This window comes from Streptomyces nanhaiensis, from assembly GCF_046614825.1.
GTDB lineage: Bacteria > Actinomycetota > Actinomycetes > Streptomycetales > Streptomycetaceae > Streptomyces > Streptomyces radiopugnans.
Window position 1 is genome coordinate 1 of record NZ_JBKJFM010000134.1, and the last position, 17,182, is coordinate 17,182.

General features: G+C 74.4%; 16 protein-coding genes. 8 read left to right on the forward strand and 8 right to left on the reverse strand.

Going from position 1 to position 17,182, the window contains the following annotated elements:
* A partial coding sequence (locus tag ACLIYP_RS23660; RefSeq protein ID WP_412715140.1) for a helix-hairpin-helix domain-containing protein occupies nt 1-845 on the reverse strand: 845 nt, incomplete at its 3' end.
* Nucleotides 842-1,825, reverse strand: coding sequence for an aldo/keto reductase (locus ACLIYP_RS23665; RefSeq protein WP_412715141.1), 984 nt, complete (start codon nt 1,823-1,825; stop codon nt 842-844). The genes ACLIYP_RS23665 and ACLIYP_RS23660, both read right to left, overlap by 4 nt.
* A gap of 75 nt (nt 1,826-1,900) precedes the next feature.
* Between ACLIYP_RS23665 and ACLIYP_RS23670 the strand changes: the two genes are divergently transcribed.
* Complete coding sequence (locus ACLIYP_RS23670; RefSeq protein ID WP_412715142.1) at nt 1,901-2,953, forward strand: LLM class F420-dependent oxidoreductase; 1,053 nt, start codon at nt 1,901-1,903, stop codon at nt 2,951-2,953.
* A gap of 305 nt (nt 2,954-3,258) precedes the next feature.
* A complete protein-coding gene (locus ACLIYP_RS23675) occupies nt 3,259-4,191 on the forward strand; it encodes a ferritin-like domain-containing protein (RefSeq protein WP_412715143.1) in 933 nt (310 codons plus the stop codon).
* On the opposite strand, the gene corA is transcribed toward ACLIYP_RS23675, so the two are convergent.
* A complete protein-coding gene (gene corA / locus ACLIYP_RS23680) occupies nt 4,169-5,161 on the reverse strand; it encodes a magnesium/cobalt transporter CorA (protein ID WP_412715154.1) in 993 nt (330 codons plus the stop codon). The genes ACLIYP_RS23675 and corA overlap by 23 nt on opposite strands.
* Nucleotides 5,162-5,264: 103 nt before the next feature.
* On the opposite strand from corA, the gene ACLIYP_RS23685 reads away from it, so the two are divergent.
* From ACLIYP_RS23685 to mshC, 4 genes are all read left to right on the forward strand, one after another.
* Nucleotides 5,265-5,978, forward strand: a complete 714-nt coding sequence (locus ACLIYP_RS23685) for a histidine phosphatase family protein (RefSeq protein ID WP_412715144.1) — start codon at nt 5,265-5,267, stop codon at nt 5,976-5,978.
* A 168-nt stretch (nt 5,979-6,146) separates the two neighbouring features.
* Nucleotides 6,147-6,737: a DUF3090 domain-containing protein gene (locus ACLIYP_RS23690; RefSeq protein WP_412715145.1), complete on the forward strand. Its 591-nt coding sequence runs from the start codon at nt 6,147-6,149 to the stop codon at nt 6,735-6,737.
* Entirely contained in the window at nt 6,701-7,633 is a 933-nt protein-coding gene (locus tag ACLIYP_RS23695) for an SCO1664 family protein (protein WP_412715146.1), read from the forward strand. The genes ACLIYP_RS23690 and ACLIYP_RS23695 overlap by 37 nt, the downstream gene beginning before the upstream one ends.
* Before the next feature lie 144 nt (nt 7,634-7,777).
* Nucleotides 7,778-9,007: a cysteine--1-D-myo-inosityl 2-amino-2-deoxy-alpha-D-glucopyranoside ligase gene (gene mshC, locus ACLIYP_RS23700; protein WP_412715147.1), complete on the forward strand. Its 1,230-nt coding sequence runs from the start codon at nt 7,778-7,780 to the stop codon at nt 9,005-9,007.
* 154 nt (nt 9,008-9,161) lie between these two features.
* On the opposite strand, the gene ACLIYP_RS23705 is transcribed toward mshC, so the two are convergent.
* The gene (locus ACLIYP_RS23705) at nt 9,162-10,196 is read right to left on the reverse strand and encodes a PAC2 family protein (protein WP_412715148.1); all 1,035 of its coding nucleotides are present in this window, start codon (nt 10,194-10,196) and stop codon (nt 9,162-9,164) included.
* A 243-nt stretch (nt 10,197-10,439) separates the two neighbouring features.
* On the opposite strand from ACLIYP_RS23705, the gene ACLIYP_RS23710 reads away from it, so the two are divergent.
* Complete coding sequence (locus ACLIYP_RS23710; protein ID WP_412715149.1) at nt 10,440-11,456, forward strand: aldo/keto reductase; 1,017 nt, start codon at nt 10,440-10,442, stop codon at nt 11,454-11,456.
* A gap of 157 nt (nt 11,457-11,613) precedes the next feature.
* Here ACLIYP_RS23710 and ACLIYP_RS23715 read toward each other — a convergent pair whose 3' ends face one another.
* The 4 genes from ACLIYP_RS23715 to ACLIYP_RS23730 all read right to left on the reverse strand — a co-directional run bounded on the left by ACLIYP_RS23715 (nt 11,614) and on the right by ACLIYP_RS23730 (nt 16,736).
* Nucleotides 11,614-13,233: a glycerol-3-phosphate dehydrogenase/oxidase gene (locus ACLIYP_RS23715; RefSeq protein WP_412715150.1), complete on the reverse strand. Its 1,620-nt coding sequence runs from the start codon at nt 13,231-13,233 to the stop codon at nt 11,614-11,616.
* 5 nt (nt 13,234-13,238) lie between these two features.
* Nucleotides 13,239-14,756: a glycerol kinase GlpK gene (gene glpK, locus ACLIYP_RS23720; RefSeq protein WP_412715151.1), complete on the reverse strand. Its 1,518-nt coding sequence runs from the start codon at nt 14,754-14,756 to the stop codon at nt 13,239-13,241.
* 71 nt (nt 14,757-14,827) lie between these two features.
* The gene (locus ACLIYP_RS23725) at nt 14,828-15,616 is read right to left on the reverse strand and encodes an MIP/aquaporin family protein (protein ID WP_412715152.1); all 789 of its coding nucleotides are present in this window, start codon (nt 15,614-15,616) and stop codon (nt 14,828-14,830) included.
* Nucleotides 15,617-15,971: 355 nt separating this feature from the next.
* On the reverse strand, nt 15,972-16,736 hold the full coding sequence (locus ACLIYP_RS23730; RefSeq protein ID WP_412715153.1) for an IclR family transcriptional regulator: 765 nt from the start codon (nt 16,734-16,736) through the stop codon (nt 15,972-15,974).
* 226 nt (nt 16,737-16,962) lie between these two features.
* Between ACLIYP_RS23730 and ACLIYP_RS23735 the strand changes: the two genes are divergently transcribed.
* A partial coding sequence (locus ACLIYP_RS23735; RefSeq protein WP_412697921.1) for a hypothetical protein occupies nt 16,963-17,182 on the forward strand: 220 nt, incomplete at its 3' end.

Here is a 17,182-nt window from a genome sequence, read left to right on the forward strand (position 1 = left end):
CGGGCCGCGGCCTCCTCCCAGCGGGCCGCCTCCTCCTCACCGGGCGGGGCGAAGGTGCCGCTCAGCCGGGCCAGGCCCTCGGCCAGGCTCTCCTCGGCCAGCGCGTGGCGCTCCAGGCCGACGAGCAGCCGTACGGGCCGCCCGGCCTCCTCCTCGTCACCGGCCGCGGAGCCGTCGGCCCCGGAGCCGCCGGCCGGGGCATCCCCGGCTCCGGCCCCCTCCTCGCCGGCGTCCTCGAAGGCCAGCACCGCACCCGCGTCGACCGCCTCGCCCACCGCCGTGTCCGGATCCGGCACGCCGTACCGGGCCAGCCCCTCGGCCAGGGCCTTCGAACCCAGCACCGTGTGCCCGGACAGCGCCGCCCGCTCCAGCAGCCACACCGCCAGGGCCCGGCCGCGCCGCTCGTCGCCCGGACCGCTCTCCGGCCCCAGCAGCGCCCGTGCGAAGCCGTCCGCCTGCTCCGGCAGCACGCCCGGAACGGCCAGCAGCTCCCACGGATCGGCGCGCAGCACCTCCTCGGCGCCCTCGCCGAAGGTCTCCACCACGGCCTCGCCCAGTGCGGCGGGTGCGCCGCCCTCGGCCAGCAGCGCGGTGACGCCCTCGGGCACGGCCACCGGGCCGCCGGGACCGCCGCCGGGCCCACCGGGGAAAACGCCGGGCCGGGCGGCCGGGGCGGCACGCCGGGGCCGGGGCGCGGGCTTCGGCTCGGCGAAGAACTCGGCGGCCGAGCGCTCGCCGCTCTCCACGGCGCGTACGGCGGCCATGAGCTCCGCGGCCTTGTCCCGGGCACCCGGGGCTGCGGTCTGAGGGGCCTGATCGGCGTTGTCGGCGCCGGACGCGGTCACAGCGTGCTCCAGTCGTGATCGGGATAGCGGTGCACCGGGGCCGACACATCGTCCAGCGCCCGGCAGATCTCGTCGGGAAGCGTAAGGCTCTCCACCGACAGAGCCTCGCCGAGCTGCTGCGACGTACGCGGGCCGATGATCGGCGCGGCCACTCCGGGCCGGTCGCGCACCCATGCCAGCGCCACCTGGAGCGGAGTGACGGCCAGCCCGTCGGCGGCCGTGGCGACCGCGTCGACGATCCGCGCCGCCGCGTCGTCCAGGTAGGGCTCCACGAAGGGCGCCAGGCGCTCGGAGGCGCCGCGTGAGCCGGGCGGGGTGGAGCGGCGGTACTTGCCCGTGAGCACGCCCCGGCCCAGCGGCGAGGATGCCAGCAGCCCCACCTCCAGGTCCAGCGCGGCCGGCAGCACCTCCCGCTCCACCCCGCGCTGGAGCAGGGAGTACTCCATCTGGATGCCGGCCAGCCGGGTGCGCGCCCCCGGGGCGGCGAGCTGCCAGGAGGCGGCCTTGGCCAGCTGCCAGCCGCAGAAGCCCGCCACCCCCGCGTAGCGGGCGCGGCCGCTGCCCACCGCGGTGTCGAGGGCCTGGAGGGTCTCCTCCAGAGGGGTGAAGGGGTCGTAGGCGTGGACCTGCCACAGATCGACGTAGTCGGTGCCCAGCCGCTCCAGGGAGGCGTCCAGCGCGGCCAGCAGATGGCCGCGCGAGCAGTCGAAGCGGCGTTCGGGGTCGGGCACGCCGCCCGCCTTGGTGGCGATCACCAGGTCCCGGCGGGGCACCAGGTCCTGCACCAGCCGGCCGAGGAGGTACTCGGCGCCGCCGTCGGCGTACACGTCGGCGGTGTCCACCAGCGTCCCGCCGGCCTCCCAGAAGGCCTTCAGCAGGTCGGCCGCCTCACGCTCCCCGGTGTCCCGCGCCCAGGTGAGAGTACCGAGCCCGATCCGGGATACGCGGAGGCCGGTGCGGCCCACGTGCCTGTGCTCCATGGGCGTTGAGAGTACTTGCGGCCGCGCGCTAGAGTCCCGGCGACGGGCACGTTACCGATCGGTAAGGGGACGCGGATGAGGCTCGGGATCAACCTCGGCTACTGGGGCGCCGGGATGGACGCCGACAATCTCGCGGTCGCCCAGGAGGCCGACCGGCTGGGCTACTCCGTGTGCTGGGCCGCGGAGGCCTACGGATCGGACGCCCCCACCGTCCTGGCCTGGGTCGCGGCCCAGACCGAGCGGATCGACATCGGCTCGGCCATCCTCCAGATCCCCGCCCGCACCCCCGCCATGACGGCCATGACCGCCGCCACCCTCGACGCCCTCTCCGGCGGCCGCTTCCGCCTGGGCCTGGGCGTCTCCGGGCCGCAGGTGTCCGAGGGCTGGTACGGGGTGCGGTTCGACAAGCCGCTCGCCCGCACCCGCGAGTACGTGGAGATCGTCCGCAAGGCGATGTCCCGCGAGCGGCTGACCCACTCCGGCGAGCACTGGACGCTGCCGCTGCCCGACGGCCCCGGCAAGCCGCTGAAGCTGACCGTCCACCCCGTCCGCGAGCGGATCCCGCTGTACATCGCAGCCATCGGCCCGAAGAACCTGGAGCAGACCGGCGAGATCGCCGACGGCGCGCTGCTGATCTTCTTCGCACCCGAGCACGCCGAGGAGACCACGCTCGGCGCGCTGCGGGCCGGACGCGAGAAGGCGGGCCTGACCATGGAGGGCTTCGACGTGGTGCCCACCGTGCCGCTGGCCCTCGGCGACGACATCGACGCCCTGGCCGACACCTTCCGCCCGTACACCGCGCTGTACGTCGGCGGCATGGGCAGCCGCAGGCAGAACTTCTACAACCGGCTCGCCCGGCGCATGGGGTACGAGAAGGAGGCCGCCGAGATCCAGGACAGGTACCTGTCCGGAGACAAGGAGGGCGCCGCGGCCGCCGTGCCCCGGCAGCTCATCGACTCCACCGCGCTGCTCGGCCCGGTCGAGCGGATCGCCGACCGGATGCGGGCCTACGCCGAGGCGGGGGTGACCACCCTGTCGCTGGCTCCGGCCGGCTTCACCCTGGAGGAGCGGATCGCCGCGCTGCGGGCCGGTGTGGAGGCTCTGGAGCGGTCCGGGGCCGCCTCCTGAGGGACCGTTCCCCGTCTGCCCGTCTGCCCGTCTGCCCGTCCCCGCCGCGGACGCCCGCGGGGCGCGGCCGGGCGGCTCGGTCCCGGCCGCGCCCCGCGCCGGGACGTGCCCACGGCCGTGGTGGGGGCTCGGGGGGTCCTCCCCGCCACGGCCGTCTCCCGGCACAACGGCGCGGAGCCGCCGGGGTTACGCCCGGCACGGCTGACACGTCCGTTCGGCGCAGGGGCGGGGGTGAGCTGTTGCCGCCGCCCGCCCGCACCGGTTGACTCGGCTTCTGCGGATACGTCCACGGAAGGTGTCGGGCCATGCTGCGCAGAAGGGACCTGTTGCGGGAGGTCCTCGACGACGACGCGTCCTTCCGGCTGCTGTGCTCCCTGGCCGCCGCGGCCCAGGCGCGCAACGGCCGGGAGAGCCGCAGGATCGCCGCCCTCGTCCCCCAGGGCCGGCGCGAACTCGCCCCCGCGATGGCCCGGTACGGCGAGATTCAGGAGCGGCACGCCCGGCTGCTGGCCGGACTGCTCGCCGCCTGCGGCCTGGAACCGGCCGAGGTGCCCCCCGAGGCGGACCACGCCGCCCTCCTGGAGCTGCGGGGGAGCTGTCCGGCGCACGCCCGGATGCGGTGCGGGCAGCCCCTGAGCGAGCGGGACGTCCTCGCCCACCTCGCCCACGGGCACGCCGCCTCGGCCCGTGCGGCCGCCTGGCTCGCCCGCCTGGCCGGGCGCCTCTCCGGCCGTCCCGGGGCAGGAGAGGCGGTCCGGGAGATCCTCCGCGCCGAACGGGAGCACCTGGCCTGGTGCCGCGAGGGGATGCTGGGCTTCGCCCGCGCCGGCCACGTCGCCGCCGTCGAGCTGGTGCTCGAGGAGAACGCGCTCGCGGAGGCCCGCGCCCACCGCGACGCGGCCCTGGCCGTACTGGCCCGCACCGGTCACCTCCTGGGCTGGAGCATGGCCAGGTCGGTGGTGCTGGAGGGCGGCGTCCAGGTCCGCTACGCCTGCGAGCGGCTGGCCGGCCGGCGCCGCGCCGTACGCCTGGACCCGCTCCCCCCGCTCCCGGAGCCGGGACCGGAGCACGGGTCCGAGCCCGCGCGCGACGCGGTGCGGGCCGGTTCCGGTTCCGGGAGCGGGGCGCAGTCCGACGCCGAACCCGGGGCGGAGCACGGAGCGGAGCCCTGCGAAGGGCCCGGCGCGGGGTTGCGGACTCCCTCCGGGGAGGCGGCTACAACCAGCCCCGGCGCTTGAAGAGGCGGTACAGACCGGCGCTCGCGGCGACCATCAGCACCACCACCCCCGGGTAGCCCAGCGGGTGGTCCAGCTCGGGCATGCGGTCGAAGTTCATGCCGTACACCCCGGCGATCATGGTGGGGACCGCCGCCATGGCCGCCCACGCCGAGATCTTGCGCATGTCGTCGTTCTGCCGGACGCCCACCTGTGCCAGATAGGCCGACAGGATGTCCGACAGCAGCCGGTCCAACGCCTCCACCTGCTCGTTCGCCCGTGTCAGATGGTCGCTGACGTCGCGGAAGAACGGGCGCGAGTCGTCGTGCACGAACGGCACGCCGGTGCCCGCCAGCCGCTCCATCGGCTCCGCCAGCGGTCCGGTGGCCCGGCGGAACTCCAGTACCTGGCGCTTGAAGCCGTAGATGCGGCTCGCCACGGCGCCGTACGCGGTGCCGCCGGGGGTGAAGACCTCCGCCTCCAGCTCCTCGAGGTCGATGTGCAGTTCGGCGGCCACCTCCATGTAGTGGTCGACCACCGAGTCGCTGACCGCGTACATCACGGCCGTCGGGCCGTGCTGCAGCACCTGCGGGTTCCGCTCCAGCCGCTCGCGCACCGAGCCCAGCGGATTGGTCGTGCCGTGCCGCACCGACACCACGAAGGAGTCGCCGAGGAACAGCATCAGCTCCCCGGTGCCGACGGTGTCGGCCGCCTCGTCGTAGTCCACCGGCTTGAGCACCAGGAACAGCGAGTCCTCGTAGACCTCCAGCTTGGGACGCTGGTGGGCCGACAGGGCGTCCTCCACCGCCAGCGGGTGCAGCCCGAACTCCCGGGAGACCTGTTCGAACTCCTCCTCGGTGGGCTCGTGCAGCCCGATCCACAGGAAGGCGTCGCGGTCCGTACGGGCCGCCCGGAGCGCCTCGGCGAAGCCGGAGGGATCCTCGGCCCGGCGCCCGTCCCGGTAGATCGCACAATCCACAATCACACCGACGATTCTCCACCGTCGGCCCGGTGGCACGTACGACCGCCGCCCCCGGTGACGGCCTCCCGCCCACCGCCCCTCCTCGGCCCCGCCGTCCTCGCCTACGCTGGCTGCCATGCCCACGCTGCTTCTCGTCCGGCACGGCCGGTCCACCGCCAACACCTCCGGACTGCTCGCCGGACGCACTCCCGGCGTCGACCTGGACGAGCTCGGCGCCGCCCAGGCCGCCGCCCTCCCCGGACGCCTGGCCGCGCTCCCGCTGGCCGCCGCCGTCCACAGCCCGCTGGAGCGCTGCCGCCAGACCCTCGCGCCGCTGGCCGGTGCCAGGCCGGAGCTGCCGCTGCACACCGAGGAGCGCATCGGCGAGTGCGACTACGGCGACTGGACCGGCCGCAAGCTCGCCGAGCTGAACGAGGAGCCGCTGATGGCCACCGTCCAGCAGCACCCCTCCGCCGCGGCCTTCCCCGGCGGCGAGACGATGCGCGGTATGCAGGCCCGGGCCGTGGAGGCCGTACGGGAGTGGAACGAGCGGATCGAGCGGGAGCACGGGCCTGACGCCACCTATCTGATGTGCTCGCACGGCGACATCATCAAGTCGCTGGTCGCCGACGCCCTCGGCATGCACCTGGACCTCTTCCAGCGCCTCCACGTCGAGCCCTGCTCCGTCACCGCCGTCCGCTACACCCCGCTGCGCCCCTTCCTGCTGCGGCTGGGCGACACCGGCGACCTCGCCTCGCTCGCCCCGCGCGAGGCGGACGCAGCGGACTCCGCGCACGGCGCGCCGCGGGCCGGCGGCGACGGCGGCGCGGTCGTCGGGGGCGGGGCCTGACGGCGCCGCCCGGAAGCCGGCCGCACCGCACGGGCGTCCGGCCGGCACGGTCGCGGGTGCGGGTGCGGGTGCGGCCCCGGACACGGTGCCGGGTGCGGTGGTCGGCACGGTGATCGCCGTGCGCAGTAGGGTGCCAGTGTCCCAGCAGTCGAACCGATGGAGCAGGACGTGTCCCGTCAGGTGTTCCTCTACGACCATCCGGAACGCTTCGTGGCCGGCACGGTCGGGCTGCCTGGCCGCCGGACGTTCTTCCTCCAGGCGTCCGCGGCCGGCCGCACCACCAGCGTCGCCCTGGAGAAGGCACAGGTCGAGGCGCTCGCCGAGCGCATAGACGAACTCCTCGACGAGGTCGTGCGGCGCACCGGCGGCAGCGCCCCGGTCCCGGCCGTCGCGCCCGCCGAGACGGCCGACAAAGCACCTCTGGCGACCCCGGTGGAGGAGGAGTTCCGGGTCGGCACCATGGCGCTGGCCTGGGACGGCGAGGACGAGTGCGTGGTCGTGGAGGCGCAGGCCCTGGTCGAGATCGAGGCCGACTCCGACGAGGACCTGGCCGAGGCCGAGGAGAGGCTGCTGCGGGACGACGAGAACGGCCCGCCGGTGCTGCGCGTGAGGATCAGCGGCACCATGGCCCGGGCCTTCGCCAAACGCGCCATGGACGTCGTCAAGGCCGGCCGGCCGCCGTGCCCGCTGTGCAGTCTGCCGCTCGACCCGGAGGGACACGTATGTCCGCGCCAGAACGGATACCGCCGCGGGCTGTGAGGCCGGAGGCGGACCCCGGCGGCGTGCCGCCGGCCGAACTGCTGGCCCGCGGTGAGCTGACGGTGCGCGGGCGCCTCCGCGACGCCTCCAACGCGGTGCTGTACTGCACGGTCGCGGAGGCGGTCGGTGAGGGCGGTGACGGCGGGCGGGAGGTGCCCTGCGTGTACAAGCCGGTGCGCGGGGAGCGCCCGCTGTGGGACTTCCCCGACGGCAGCCTCGCCCGGCGCGAGGTGGCCGCCTACGAGGTCTCCGAGGCCCTGGGCTGGCACCTGGTCCCGCCGACCGTGCTGCGCGACGGCCCGTACGGCGAGGGCATGTGCCAGCTGTGGATCGGACCCCGGCCGGACGGGACGCGGGAGCCGGAGCGGCCGGGGGAGCGGGAGGAACCGGGAGAGGAGGGCGGGCCCGCCGCCGCGGAACTGCTCGCGCTGGTGGAGGAGGGGGAGCCGGGCCCGGGCTGGAAGCCCGTCGTCCCGGTCGGTGTGGGCGGGGACCGCACCGCGCTGCTGGTGCACGCCGACGATGCCAGGCTGCGCCGCCTGGCCGTCCTCGACGCGGTGATCAACAACGCCGACCGCAAGGGCGGGCACCTGCTGACCACCCCGGACGGGGAGCTGTACGGCATCGACCACGGTGTGACCTTCCACACCGACGACAAGCTGCGCACCCTGCTGTGGGGCTGGGCGGGCGAGCCACTGCCCGAGGAGACGCTGGAACCGCTGCGCGGCCTGTCCGCCGCGCTGGCCGACGGCGGACCGCTCGCCACCCGCCTTGCCGGGCTGATCACCCCTGCCGAGCTGGAGGCCCTGCGCAAGCGGACCGACGCCCTGATCGGCACCGGCCGCCACCCGCTGCCCGGCGGCGACTGGCCCGCGATCCCCTGGCCGCCCGTCTGAGCCGCCGTCCGGCCCGCCGCCCGTTCCGCCGTGACCGCTCCCGGCGATTCGTCAAGCGGGCCGCATCGGCCGCGGCATCCCGGTTCAGGCCATTGCGCGCATCCCGCTCGTGGACGGCACCACGTGCCGGTTACGCTCATGACCATGCATGCCTGGCCCGCTTCCGAGGTGCCCGCCCTGCCAGGTCAGGGCCGAGACCTCAGCCTCCACGACACCGCGACCGGCGGACGGGTGACCCTCGCCCCCGGCCCCGTCGCCCGCCTCTACGTCTGCGGCATCACGCCGTACGACGCGACCCACATCGGGCACGCGGCGACCTACAACGCGTTCGACCTCGTGCAGCGCGTGTGGCTCGACACCAAGCGGCAGGTCCACTACGTACAGAACGTCACCGACATCGACGACCCGTTGCTGGAGCGGGCCGCCGCCACCGGTGAGGACTGGACGGCCCTGGCCGAGCGCGAGACGGCCCTCTTCCGCGAGGACATGACCGCCCTGCGGATGCTCCCGCCCAGGCACTACGTCGGGGCCGTGGAGTCCATACCCCGGATCGTCCCCGTCATCGAGCGGCTGCGGGAGACCGGCGCCGCCTACGACCTCGAGGGCGACGTCTACTTCTCCGTCGCCGCCGACCCCCGCTTCGGCGAGGTCTCCGGTCTGGACGCCGAGACGATGCGGCACCTGTCGGCCGAGCGCGGCGGCGACCCGGACCGCCCCGGCAAGAAGAACCCGCTCGACCCGCTGCTGTGGACGGCCGCCCGCGAGGGCGAGCCCTCCTGGGACGGCGGTTCGCTCGGCCGCGGCCGCCCCGGCTGGCACATCGAGTGCGTCGCCATCGCCCTGGAGTACCTGGGCATGGGCTTCGACGTCCAGGGCGGCGGCTCCGACCTGGCCTTCCCCCACCACGAGATGGGGGCCTCGCACGCCCAGGCGCTCACCGGGGAGCACCCCTTCGCCCGCACCTACGTCCACGCCGGGATGGTCGCCCTCCACGGCGAGAAGATGTCCAAGTCCAAGGGGAACCTGGTCTTCGTCAGCGCGCTGCGCCGCGACGGCACCGACCCGGCCGCCATCCGCCTGGCCCTGCTGGCCCACCACTACCGCGCCGACTGGGAGTGGACGGACGCCGTGCTCGACGAGGCCCTGGCCCGGCTCGGGCGCTGGCGGGCCGCGGTCTCCCGCCCCGACGGCCCGCCGGCCGACGCGCTGGTGGAGGAGATCCGCGCCGCCCTCGCCGACGACCTCGACGCTCCCGCCGCGCTGGCCGCGGTCGACCGCTGGACCGAGCGCCAGAACGCGGACGGCGGTACGGACACCGGTGCGCCCGGCCTGGTGTCGCGGGCCGTGGACGCGCTGCTGGGCGTCGCGCTCTGAGCGTCCGGGGACATCCGGGCGCCTGACCGGTTCCGGGCGGTTCCGGGGGCTTCCGGGCATTGCCGTCTCCCCCGGGAGGCTCCGGAGCCGGCACGTGACGGAAACGATGGGGGCGCCCGCCGAACGGCGGGCGCCCCCATGCTCTGCCGTGCGCTCAGCCGTCCCTCTCCGGTCCCTCCGCGCCGCCGTCCTCGCCCTCCGCGCCGTTCTCGCCCTCCGGGCCGTCCTCCGGCGGCTCCGGCGACCTCGCCGGGCGCGTACGCCCCCCGGCCGAGGTGTCACGCAGGTACGTACCGCCCTCGGCGGCCGTACCGCCGCCGGCATGGCCGCCTGGCTGGCCGTCCCGGCGCCGCAGATAGCGCTCGAACTCCTTGGCGATCGCCTCGCCGGACGCCTCCGGCAGCTCCGCGGTGTCCCGGGCCTCCTCCAGCGACTGCACGTACTCGGCCACCTCGTTGTCCTCGGCGGCGAGCTGGTCCACGCCCAGCTGCCAGGCCCGGGCGTCCTCCGGCAGCTCGCCCAGCGGGATCCGCACGTCCAGCAGGTCCTCCAGGCGGTTGAGCAGGGCGAGGGTCGCCTTGGGGTTGGGCGGCTGCGAGACGTAGTGCGGCACCGCGGCCCACAGGCTCACCGCCGGCACGCCCGCGTGGCCGCACGCCTCCTGGAGGATGCCGACGATGCCGGTGGGGCCCTCGTACCGGGACTCCTCCAGATCCATCGTGCGGGCCAGGTCCGGGTCGGAGGTGACGCCCGTGACCGGGACCGGGCGGGTGTGCGGGGTGTCCCCGAGCAGCGCGCCGAGCACGACGACCATCTCCACGCCCAGCTCATGGGCGAAACCCAGGATCTCGTTGCAGAAGGACCTCCAGCGCATGCTCGGCTCGATGCCGCGCACCAGCACCAGATCGCGGGCGCGGCCCCGGCCGTCGGCGTCGCCGATCCGCACCACCGACAGGCGGGTCGTCGGCCAGGTGATCCTGCGAACACCGCCCTCCAGCCACACCTGGGGGCGGTTGACCTGGAAGTCGTAGTAGTCCTCGGCGTCCAGCGCCGCGAACACCTCGCCCTTCCACTCCCGCTCCAGATGCGCGACCGCGGCGGAGGCGGCGTCACCGGCGTCGTTCCAGCCTTCGAACGCGGCCACCATGACCGGGTCGACCAGCTCGGGAACCCCCTCGAGCTCGATCACCCAGTGCCTCCTTCCGGCCGACCGGAGCACTCGCTCCGTACCGGCTGACGTTCCATTACCGTGCGGGCCCAGCCTACGGCGTGACCGTGCCCGCGCCGCAGCCATCGCACTCCTTTACCGGGCCGTGCGGTGGTGATCCGTCCGGATACCGCCGCTGCCGCCCCGGGGCCGGCCACCACTGCTGAACCGGTGTATACGGTAGGCGTCACCAGTGGCGGAGGAGTGGCGGAGGAGGTGGACGGCATGACGCGACCGGCCGGACCGCGAGGAGCGGACGCGGCGAGGGAACTGGGCCGGACCGGGGTGCGGGTGCCGCCCCTCGGCCTGGGCTGCGCCCCCATCGGCAACTTCCGCCGCCCCGTGGGCGAGGAGGAGGCCCGCGCGGTCGTGGAGGCGGCCCTGGAGGAGGGCTGGAGCTACCTGGACACCGCCCCGCACTACGGCGTCGGCCTGTCCGAGGAGCGCCTGGGCCGCGCCCTGGCCGGGCGCGACCGCGCCTCGTACGTGATCTCCACCAAGGCCGGCCGGCGGCTGCGCCCGCTGGGCGGGGACGAGACGCCGCCCGACGGCGAGGGCTTCGTCGACACCCCGCCGCGCGTGCGGGAGTGGGACCTCAGCCGCGACGGCATCCGGGCCACGGTGGAGGCCTCCCTGGAGCGGCTGGGCACCGACCGGGTGGAGATCGTGCTGCTGCACGACGTGGAGAACCACGTCCGCGAGGTGTACGAGACCGGCTTCCCGGCGCTGGCCGAACTGCGCCGCGAAGGGCTGGTGCGGGCGATCGGCTTCGGCATGAACCACAGCGACCACCTCGCCCGGTTCGTCGCCGACCTCGACGTTGACGTGGTGCTGTGCGCGGGCCGCTGGACGCTGCTGGACCACCGCGCCGCCTCCGACCTGCTGCCGGTGTGCGCCCGCCGCGGCACCTCCGTCGTCGTCGGCGGGGTCTACAACTCCGGGCTGCTCGCCGACCCCCGCCCCGGCGCCCACTTCGACTACCGCCAGGCGCCGCCGCCGCTGGTGGAGCGGGCGCGGCGGATCCAGGAGGTGTGCGGGGAGTTCGGCGTGCCGCTGCGGGCGGCCGCGCTGCGCTTCCCGTTCGGCCACCCGGCGGTGGCCTCGGTGGTCGTCGGCTGCTCCACCGAGGAGGAGGTACGGGACAACGCTCGGATGTTCGCCCGCCCGGTCCCGGGCGAGATGTGGCGGGCGCTGGTCGAGCGCGGGCTGCTGGGGGAGGACCTGCCGCTGCCGCAGGGCTGAGGGGCGGGCGGAGCACCCGGGGTCTGCCGGAGACCGCCCGCGTTCCGGCCCCTGCGTTCCGGCACCGCCCGCGTTCCGGCACCGCCCGCGTTCCGGGCCCGTACGGCGTGCGGCCCCCGCACGCCGTACGGGCCCGGAACGCGGGGGCGCGCGGGGATCAGGACCGGCGCCCGTCCAGCACCTTCGCCACCTCGGCGCGGACCTCCTCGGTGTCCAGGCCGCGAACGGTCAGCGTGGTGCGTCGGCGCAGCACGTCGTCCGCCGTCGCGGCCCACTCGCGGTCCCGGGCGTAGACGACCTGCGCCCAGATCTCCGGGGCGTCCGGATGGACGCGCTCGCCCAGCGCCGGATCCTCGTGCACCAGACGGGCGATGTCGAACGCCAGCGCCCCGTAGTGGGTCGCCAGGTGCCGGGCGGTCCGCGGGTCGAGCCGGGAGCCCGGCCCGCGGTCCACCAGCAGCCGGTGGGCGACCGCGTCCGGATTGGCCACCCCAGGCAGCGGCACCCGCCGCACCAGCTCGGAGACCGGCACCGCGTCCTCGGCGAAACCGGTCCGCGCGGTGCCCGGCAGCGTCGCCAGCTTCCGCAGGACGGTGCGGCCGATGTGCCGGTAGGTGGTCCACTTGCCGCCCGCGACCGAGAGCATCCCGCCGCGGCCCTCGGTGACGACCGTCTCCCGCCTGGCCGACTCCACACCGCCCGGGCCGCCGGGCAGCACCCGCAGGCCCGCGAAGGCGTACGTCACCAGCTCCGGCGAGAGCTGCTCGTCGCGCACCGAGCAGGAGGCCTCGTCCAGGATCTGCCGGACGTCGGCGTCGGTGGCCGACACCTCGGCCGGATCGCCCTCGTATGCCTCGTCGGTGGTGCCCAGCAGCAGGTGGTCCTCCCAGGGGATGGCGAAGGTGATGCGGTACCTGTCGACGGGTGTGGCCATCGCCGCCCGCCACGGCGCCGTCCGCCTCAGCACCAGGTGAGCGCCCTTGGACAGCCGGACGCTGGGTTCGGCGCCCGCGTACTCCATCCGCCGCAGGCGGTCCACCCACGGTCCGGTGGCGTTGAGCACCAGCCGGGCGTCCACCTTGAACTCCGCGCCGTCCAGCCGGTCCCTCAGCTCCGCGCCGGTGACCCGGCCGTGGGTGAAGCGCAGGCCGGTGACCTCGGCGTGGTTGAGGACGACCGCGCCGGAGTCCACGGCGGCGCGGACGGTCATCACCGCGACCCGGGAGTCGTTCATCTGGTGGTCGCCGTAGACCGCGACCGCCTTGAGGCCCTCGGTGCGCAGGGCCGGGTTGTCGGCGGCGGCCTTCGCCGGGGAGATCAGCCGGCCCACTCCGTCGCCGAAGGCGGACAGGGCGGAGTAGGCGAAGACGCCCGCGCCGAGCTTGGCGGCGCCGTGCGGGCCGCCCCGGTAGACCGGCAGGTGGAAGGTGAGCGGACTGACCAGGTGCGGAGCCACGTCCCTGGCCAGCACCCGCCGCTCGTGGTGGTTCTCGGCGACCAGTTTCACCGCGCCGGTCTGCAGGTAGCGCAGCCCGCCGTGGACCAGTTTGGAGGAGGCGGAGGAGGTGGCGCCGGCGAAGTCGCCGGCGTCCACCATCGCCACCCGCAGACCCGACTGCGCCGCGTGCCAGGCGACCGAGGTGCCCAGGATGCCGCCGCCGACGACCAGCAGGTCGAAGACGGCGCCTTCCAGCACCTCCCGGGTCTCGGCACGGCCCGGGTCCGGGCCGGCGGCCGGGCGCGCCCCGAGGGTGGGGGCGCTTTTGAGGGTGTTCATATGGATCAGTTCTCCTCTTCGAGCCAGCCCATGGTCCGCTCCACGGCCTTGAGCCAGTTCCTGTACTCGCGTTCGCGTACGTCGGCCTCCATCCGCGGAGTCCACTCCGCGGCCCGCCTCCAGTTGGCGCGCAGGGCGTCGGTGTCCGGCCAGAAGCCGACGGCCAGGCCGGCGGCGTAGGCGGCGCCCAGGCAGGTGGTCTCGGCGACCATCGGCCGGACGACAGGGGCGTCCAGGACGTCGGAGATGCACTGCATCAGCAGGTTGTTGCTGGTCATGCCGCCGTCCACCTTCAGGGCGGTCAGCTCGACGCGGGAGTCCTTCTCCATCGCGTCGACGATCTCGCGGGTCTGCCAGGCCGTCGCCTCCAGCACCGCGCGGGCGATGTGCGCCTTGGTGACGTAGCGCGTCAGGCCCGCTATGACGCCCCGGGCGTCGGAGCGCCAGTAGGGGGCGAACAGCCCGGAGAAGGCGGGGACGAAGTAGGCGCCGCCGTTGTCCTCGACCGAGCTGGCCAGCGTCTCGATCTCGGCGGCGCTGTTGATCAGGCCCATCTGGTCGCGCATCCACTGGACCAACGAACCGGTGACCGCGATCGATCCCTCGAGCGCGTAGACCGGGTCCTGGTCGCCGATGCGGTATCCGACGGTGGTCAGCAGGCCGTTGTAGGAGTTCACCGCCTCGGAACCGGTGTTGAGCAGCAGGAACGTACCGGTCCCGTACGTCGACTTGGCCTCGCCCGGCGAGAAGCAGGTCTGGCCGAACAGCGCGGCCTGCTGGTCGCCGAGCGCGGAGGCCACCGGAACGCCCGCCAGCGCCCCGCGGGCCTCGCCGTAGACCTCGGCGGAGGAGCGGATCTCGGGCAGCACCGCCGTGGGCACGCCCAGGGACTCGCAGATGCGCGGGTCCCAGTCCAGGGTACGCAGGTTCATCAGCAGGGTGCGGGAGGCGTTGGTGACGTCGGTCACGTGCACACCGCCGTCGGGGCCGCCGGTGAGGTTCCAGATCACCCAGGAGTCCATCGTGCCGAAGAGGATCTCGCCGGCCTCGGCGCGCTCGCGCAGCCCCTCGACGTTGTCCAGCAGCCAGCGGATCTTCGGGCCCGCGAAGTAGGAGGCCAGCGGCAGGCCGGTCTCGCGGCGGAAGCGGTCCTGGCCGACGTTGCGCCCCAGCTCCCGGCAGAGCGCGTCGGTGCGGGTGTCCTGCCAGACGATGGCGTTGTGCACCGGCTCGCCGGTGGCTCTGTCCCACAGCAGGGTCGTCTCGCGCTGGTTGGTGATGCCCAGGGCCCGTACGTCCTCGCGTGTGATGCCCGCCCTGTCCAGGGCCTCGGCGACCACCTCCTGGACGTTGGCCCAGATCTCGGCGGCGTCGTGCTCGACCCAGCCGGGCTCGGGGAGGATCTGCTCGTGCTCCTTCTGGCCGACCGAGACGATGCGGCCGTCCCGGTCGAAGACGATGCAGCGGCTGGAGGTGGTGCCCTGGTCGATGGCGGCGATGAACTCGCGGCGGGTGTCGCTCATGTCGGAGTGCTCCAAGGGTGGGCGGCGGGGAAGAGGGTCGGGGGGAAGGGGTCGGGGGAGTGGCGGGGCGGTCAGGCGAACGCGAGCCGGTAGAGGACGCCCGCCAGGGCTCCGCCCAGCAGGGGGCCCGCCACCGGCACCCAGGCGTAGCCCCAGTCCGAGCCGCCCTTGTTGGGCAGCGGGAGCAGGGCGTGCACGATGCGCGGCCCGAGGTCGCGGGCGGGGTTGATCGCGTACCCGGTCGGGCCGCCCAGCGAGAGGCCGATCCCGACGACGACCAGGGCGGTGACGAGGACGCCGGTGCCGGACAGGGCCAGCCCTTCGGTGAGGCCCTGGGTGAGGATGGCCAGGACCAGTACGACGGTGGCGATGGTCTCGGTGGCCAGGTTCTGCACGGGGTTGCGGATCTCGGGAGCGGTGGAGAAGACCCCGAGCACCGGGCCGGGGGCGTCGGACCGCCGGCGGTCCGCGGCGGCCGTCGTCTGGGCGCCGGGGCCGCCGACGACCTCGCGGTGGGTCAGGTGCTCCAGGAAGTGGCCGTAGTAGGAGACCCACACCAGGGCTGCGCCGATCATGGCGCCGAGCAGTTGGCCGGCGAAGTAGGCGGGCACCTTGGCCCACTCCCCGCTCTGCACGGCGATGCCCACGGTGACCGCCGGGTTGAGGTGGGCGCCGGAGAGGCCCAGTGAGATGTAGGCGGCGGTGAGGACGGCGAACCCCCAGCCGAAGGTGATGGCGACCCAGCCGGCGCCCATCGCCTTGGAACGTCTGAGCGTGACGGCGGCGCAGACGCCGCCGCCCAGCAGGATCAGGACGGCGGTGCCGATGACCTCGCCCAGGAATATGTCGGAGCTGGACACCCGCGACTCCTTTGCTCTTGTCCGGAGGGAGCCAGATGGAAGAAGTGGGGGAGGCGGACCGAGTTCCGTTCATTGTTCGGCATTGTCGACCGCCGAACGGCAGTTTTATGCCAGCCGAACATCTCGTCAAGGGTGCGGACGTCGGATCGTGCCGGCGAACGCGGATCACGCGGGCGGAACCGCACGTGGACGACCGGGCGAGCGGGGGTGCGTACGGGTGCCTTCGGACCCTGCCCAGGGGAGGCCGCTCCGAACCGGACGGAGCCCGGCATCGAACAAATAATGTGCCAAGCAGATGAACAGACTTCTACCGTCGACGGTTCGACGCAAGCGGAGCCGCACGGCATCCGGTGGGTCAGAAGCGGCCCGCGCCCAGGTCGCGCGAGACGGCCCGCGCGCAGTCCCGTACGGCCGCCACCAGCCGGGGCTGTATCTCCCCGTCCGCGCACACCCGCTCCACCGCGCCGGTGACGGCCACGGCGCCCACCGGCATCCGGCGGCGGTCGTGGACGGGAGCGGCGATGGAGGCGACCCCCTCCCAGGTCTCCTCCACGTCGGCCGCCCAGCCGCGGGCCCGGGTCAGCTCCAGGACCCCCTCGAAGGCCTCCGGGTCGGTGATCGTGCGGGCGGTCAGCGCCTCGCGCTCGGAGTCCATCGCCTCGCTGTGGGCCACCGGGTCGTACGCGGCCAGCACCTTGCCCAGCGCGGTGCTGTGCAGCGGCTGCATCGCCCCCACCTCCAGCACCTGCCGGCTGTCGTCGGGGCGGAAGACGTGGTGCACGATCAACACGCCCTGCTGGTGGAGCACGCCCAGGTAGACGCTCTCGCCGCTGGAGCGGGCCAGGTCGTCGGTCCATACCAGGGCGCGGGCCCGCAGTTCGTGGACGTCCAGGTAGCTGTTGCCCAGCCGCAGCAGCTCCGCGCCCAGCTGGTACCTGCCCGAGGCGGGGTCCTGCTCGACGAAGCCCTCCTGCTGGAGGGTGCGCAGCAGGCCGTGGGCGGTGCCCTTGGCCAGGCCCAGGGTGGAGGCGATGTCGGACAGCCCGAGGCGCCGCTCACCCCCGGCGAGCAGCCGCAGCACCGCCGCCGCCCGCTCCAGCGACTGGATGGTCCGGGCCATCGCGCACCTCTCCTCTGTTCGCTTCTCTCTCCGGTGGGCCGGGAGACGGCATTCGACAATGCCGAACGCTATCGGATCATGTCGATGGTGCGGTAGCCGTCCGGTGCCCGGAGTCCACACCTCGGAACACATGCGGCCCCCGCGGTGCCGACAGATACCCTGGCCGGGTGCGCTTCCCGATGGAAGACGCAAAGCCGACAGCCGTCGCATCTCTGGGAGCCCTTCCATGGCAGCTTCGCCGACCCCGCACGACCTCGACCCGACGCCGACCGCCGGACCCGCCTCCGCGAGCACGTCGAAGACCCCCCGTGCCGACGCCCTGCGTGAGGCGTTGGCGTCGCGGGTGGTGGTGGCGGACGGGGCGATGGGCACGATGCTGCAGGCGGCCGATCCGTCGCTGGAGGACTTCCAGCAGCTGGAGGGCTGCAACGAGGTCCTCAACGTCA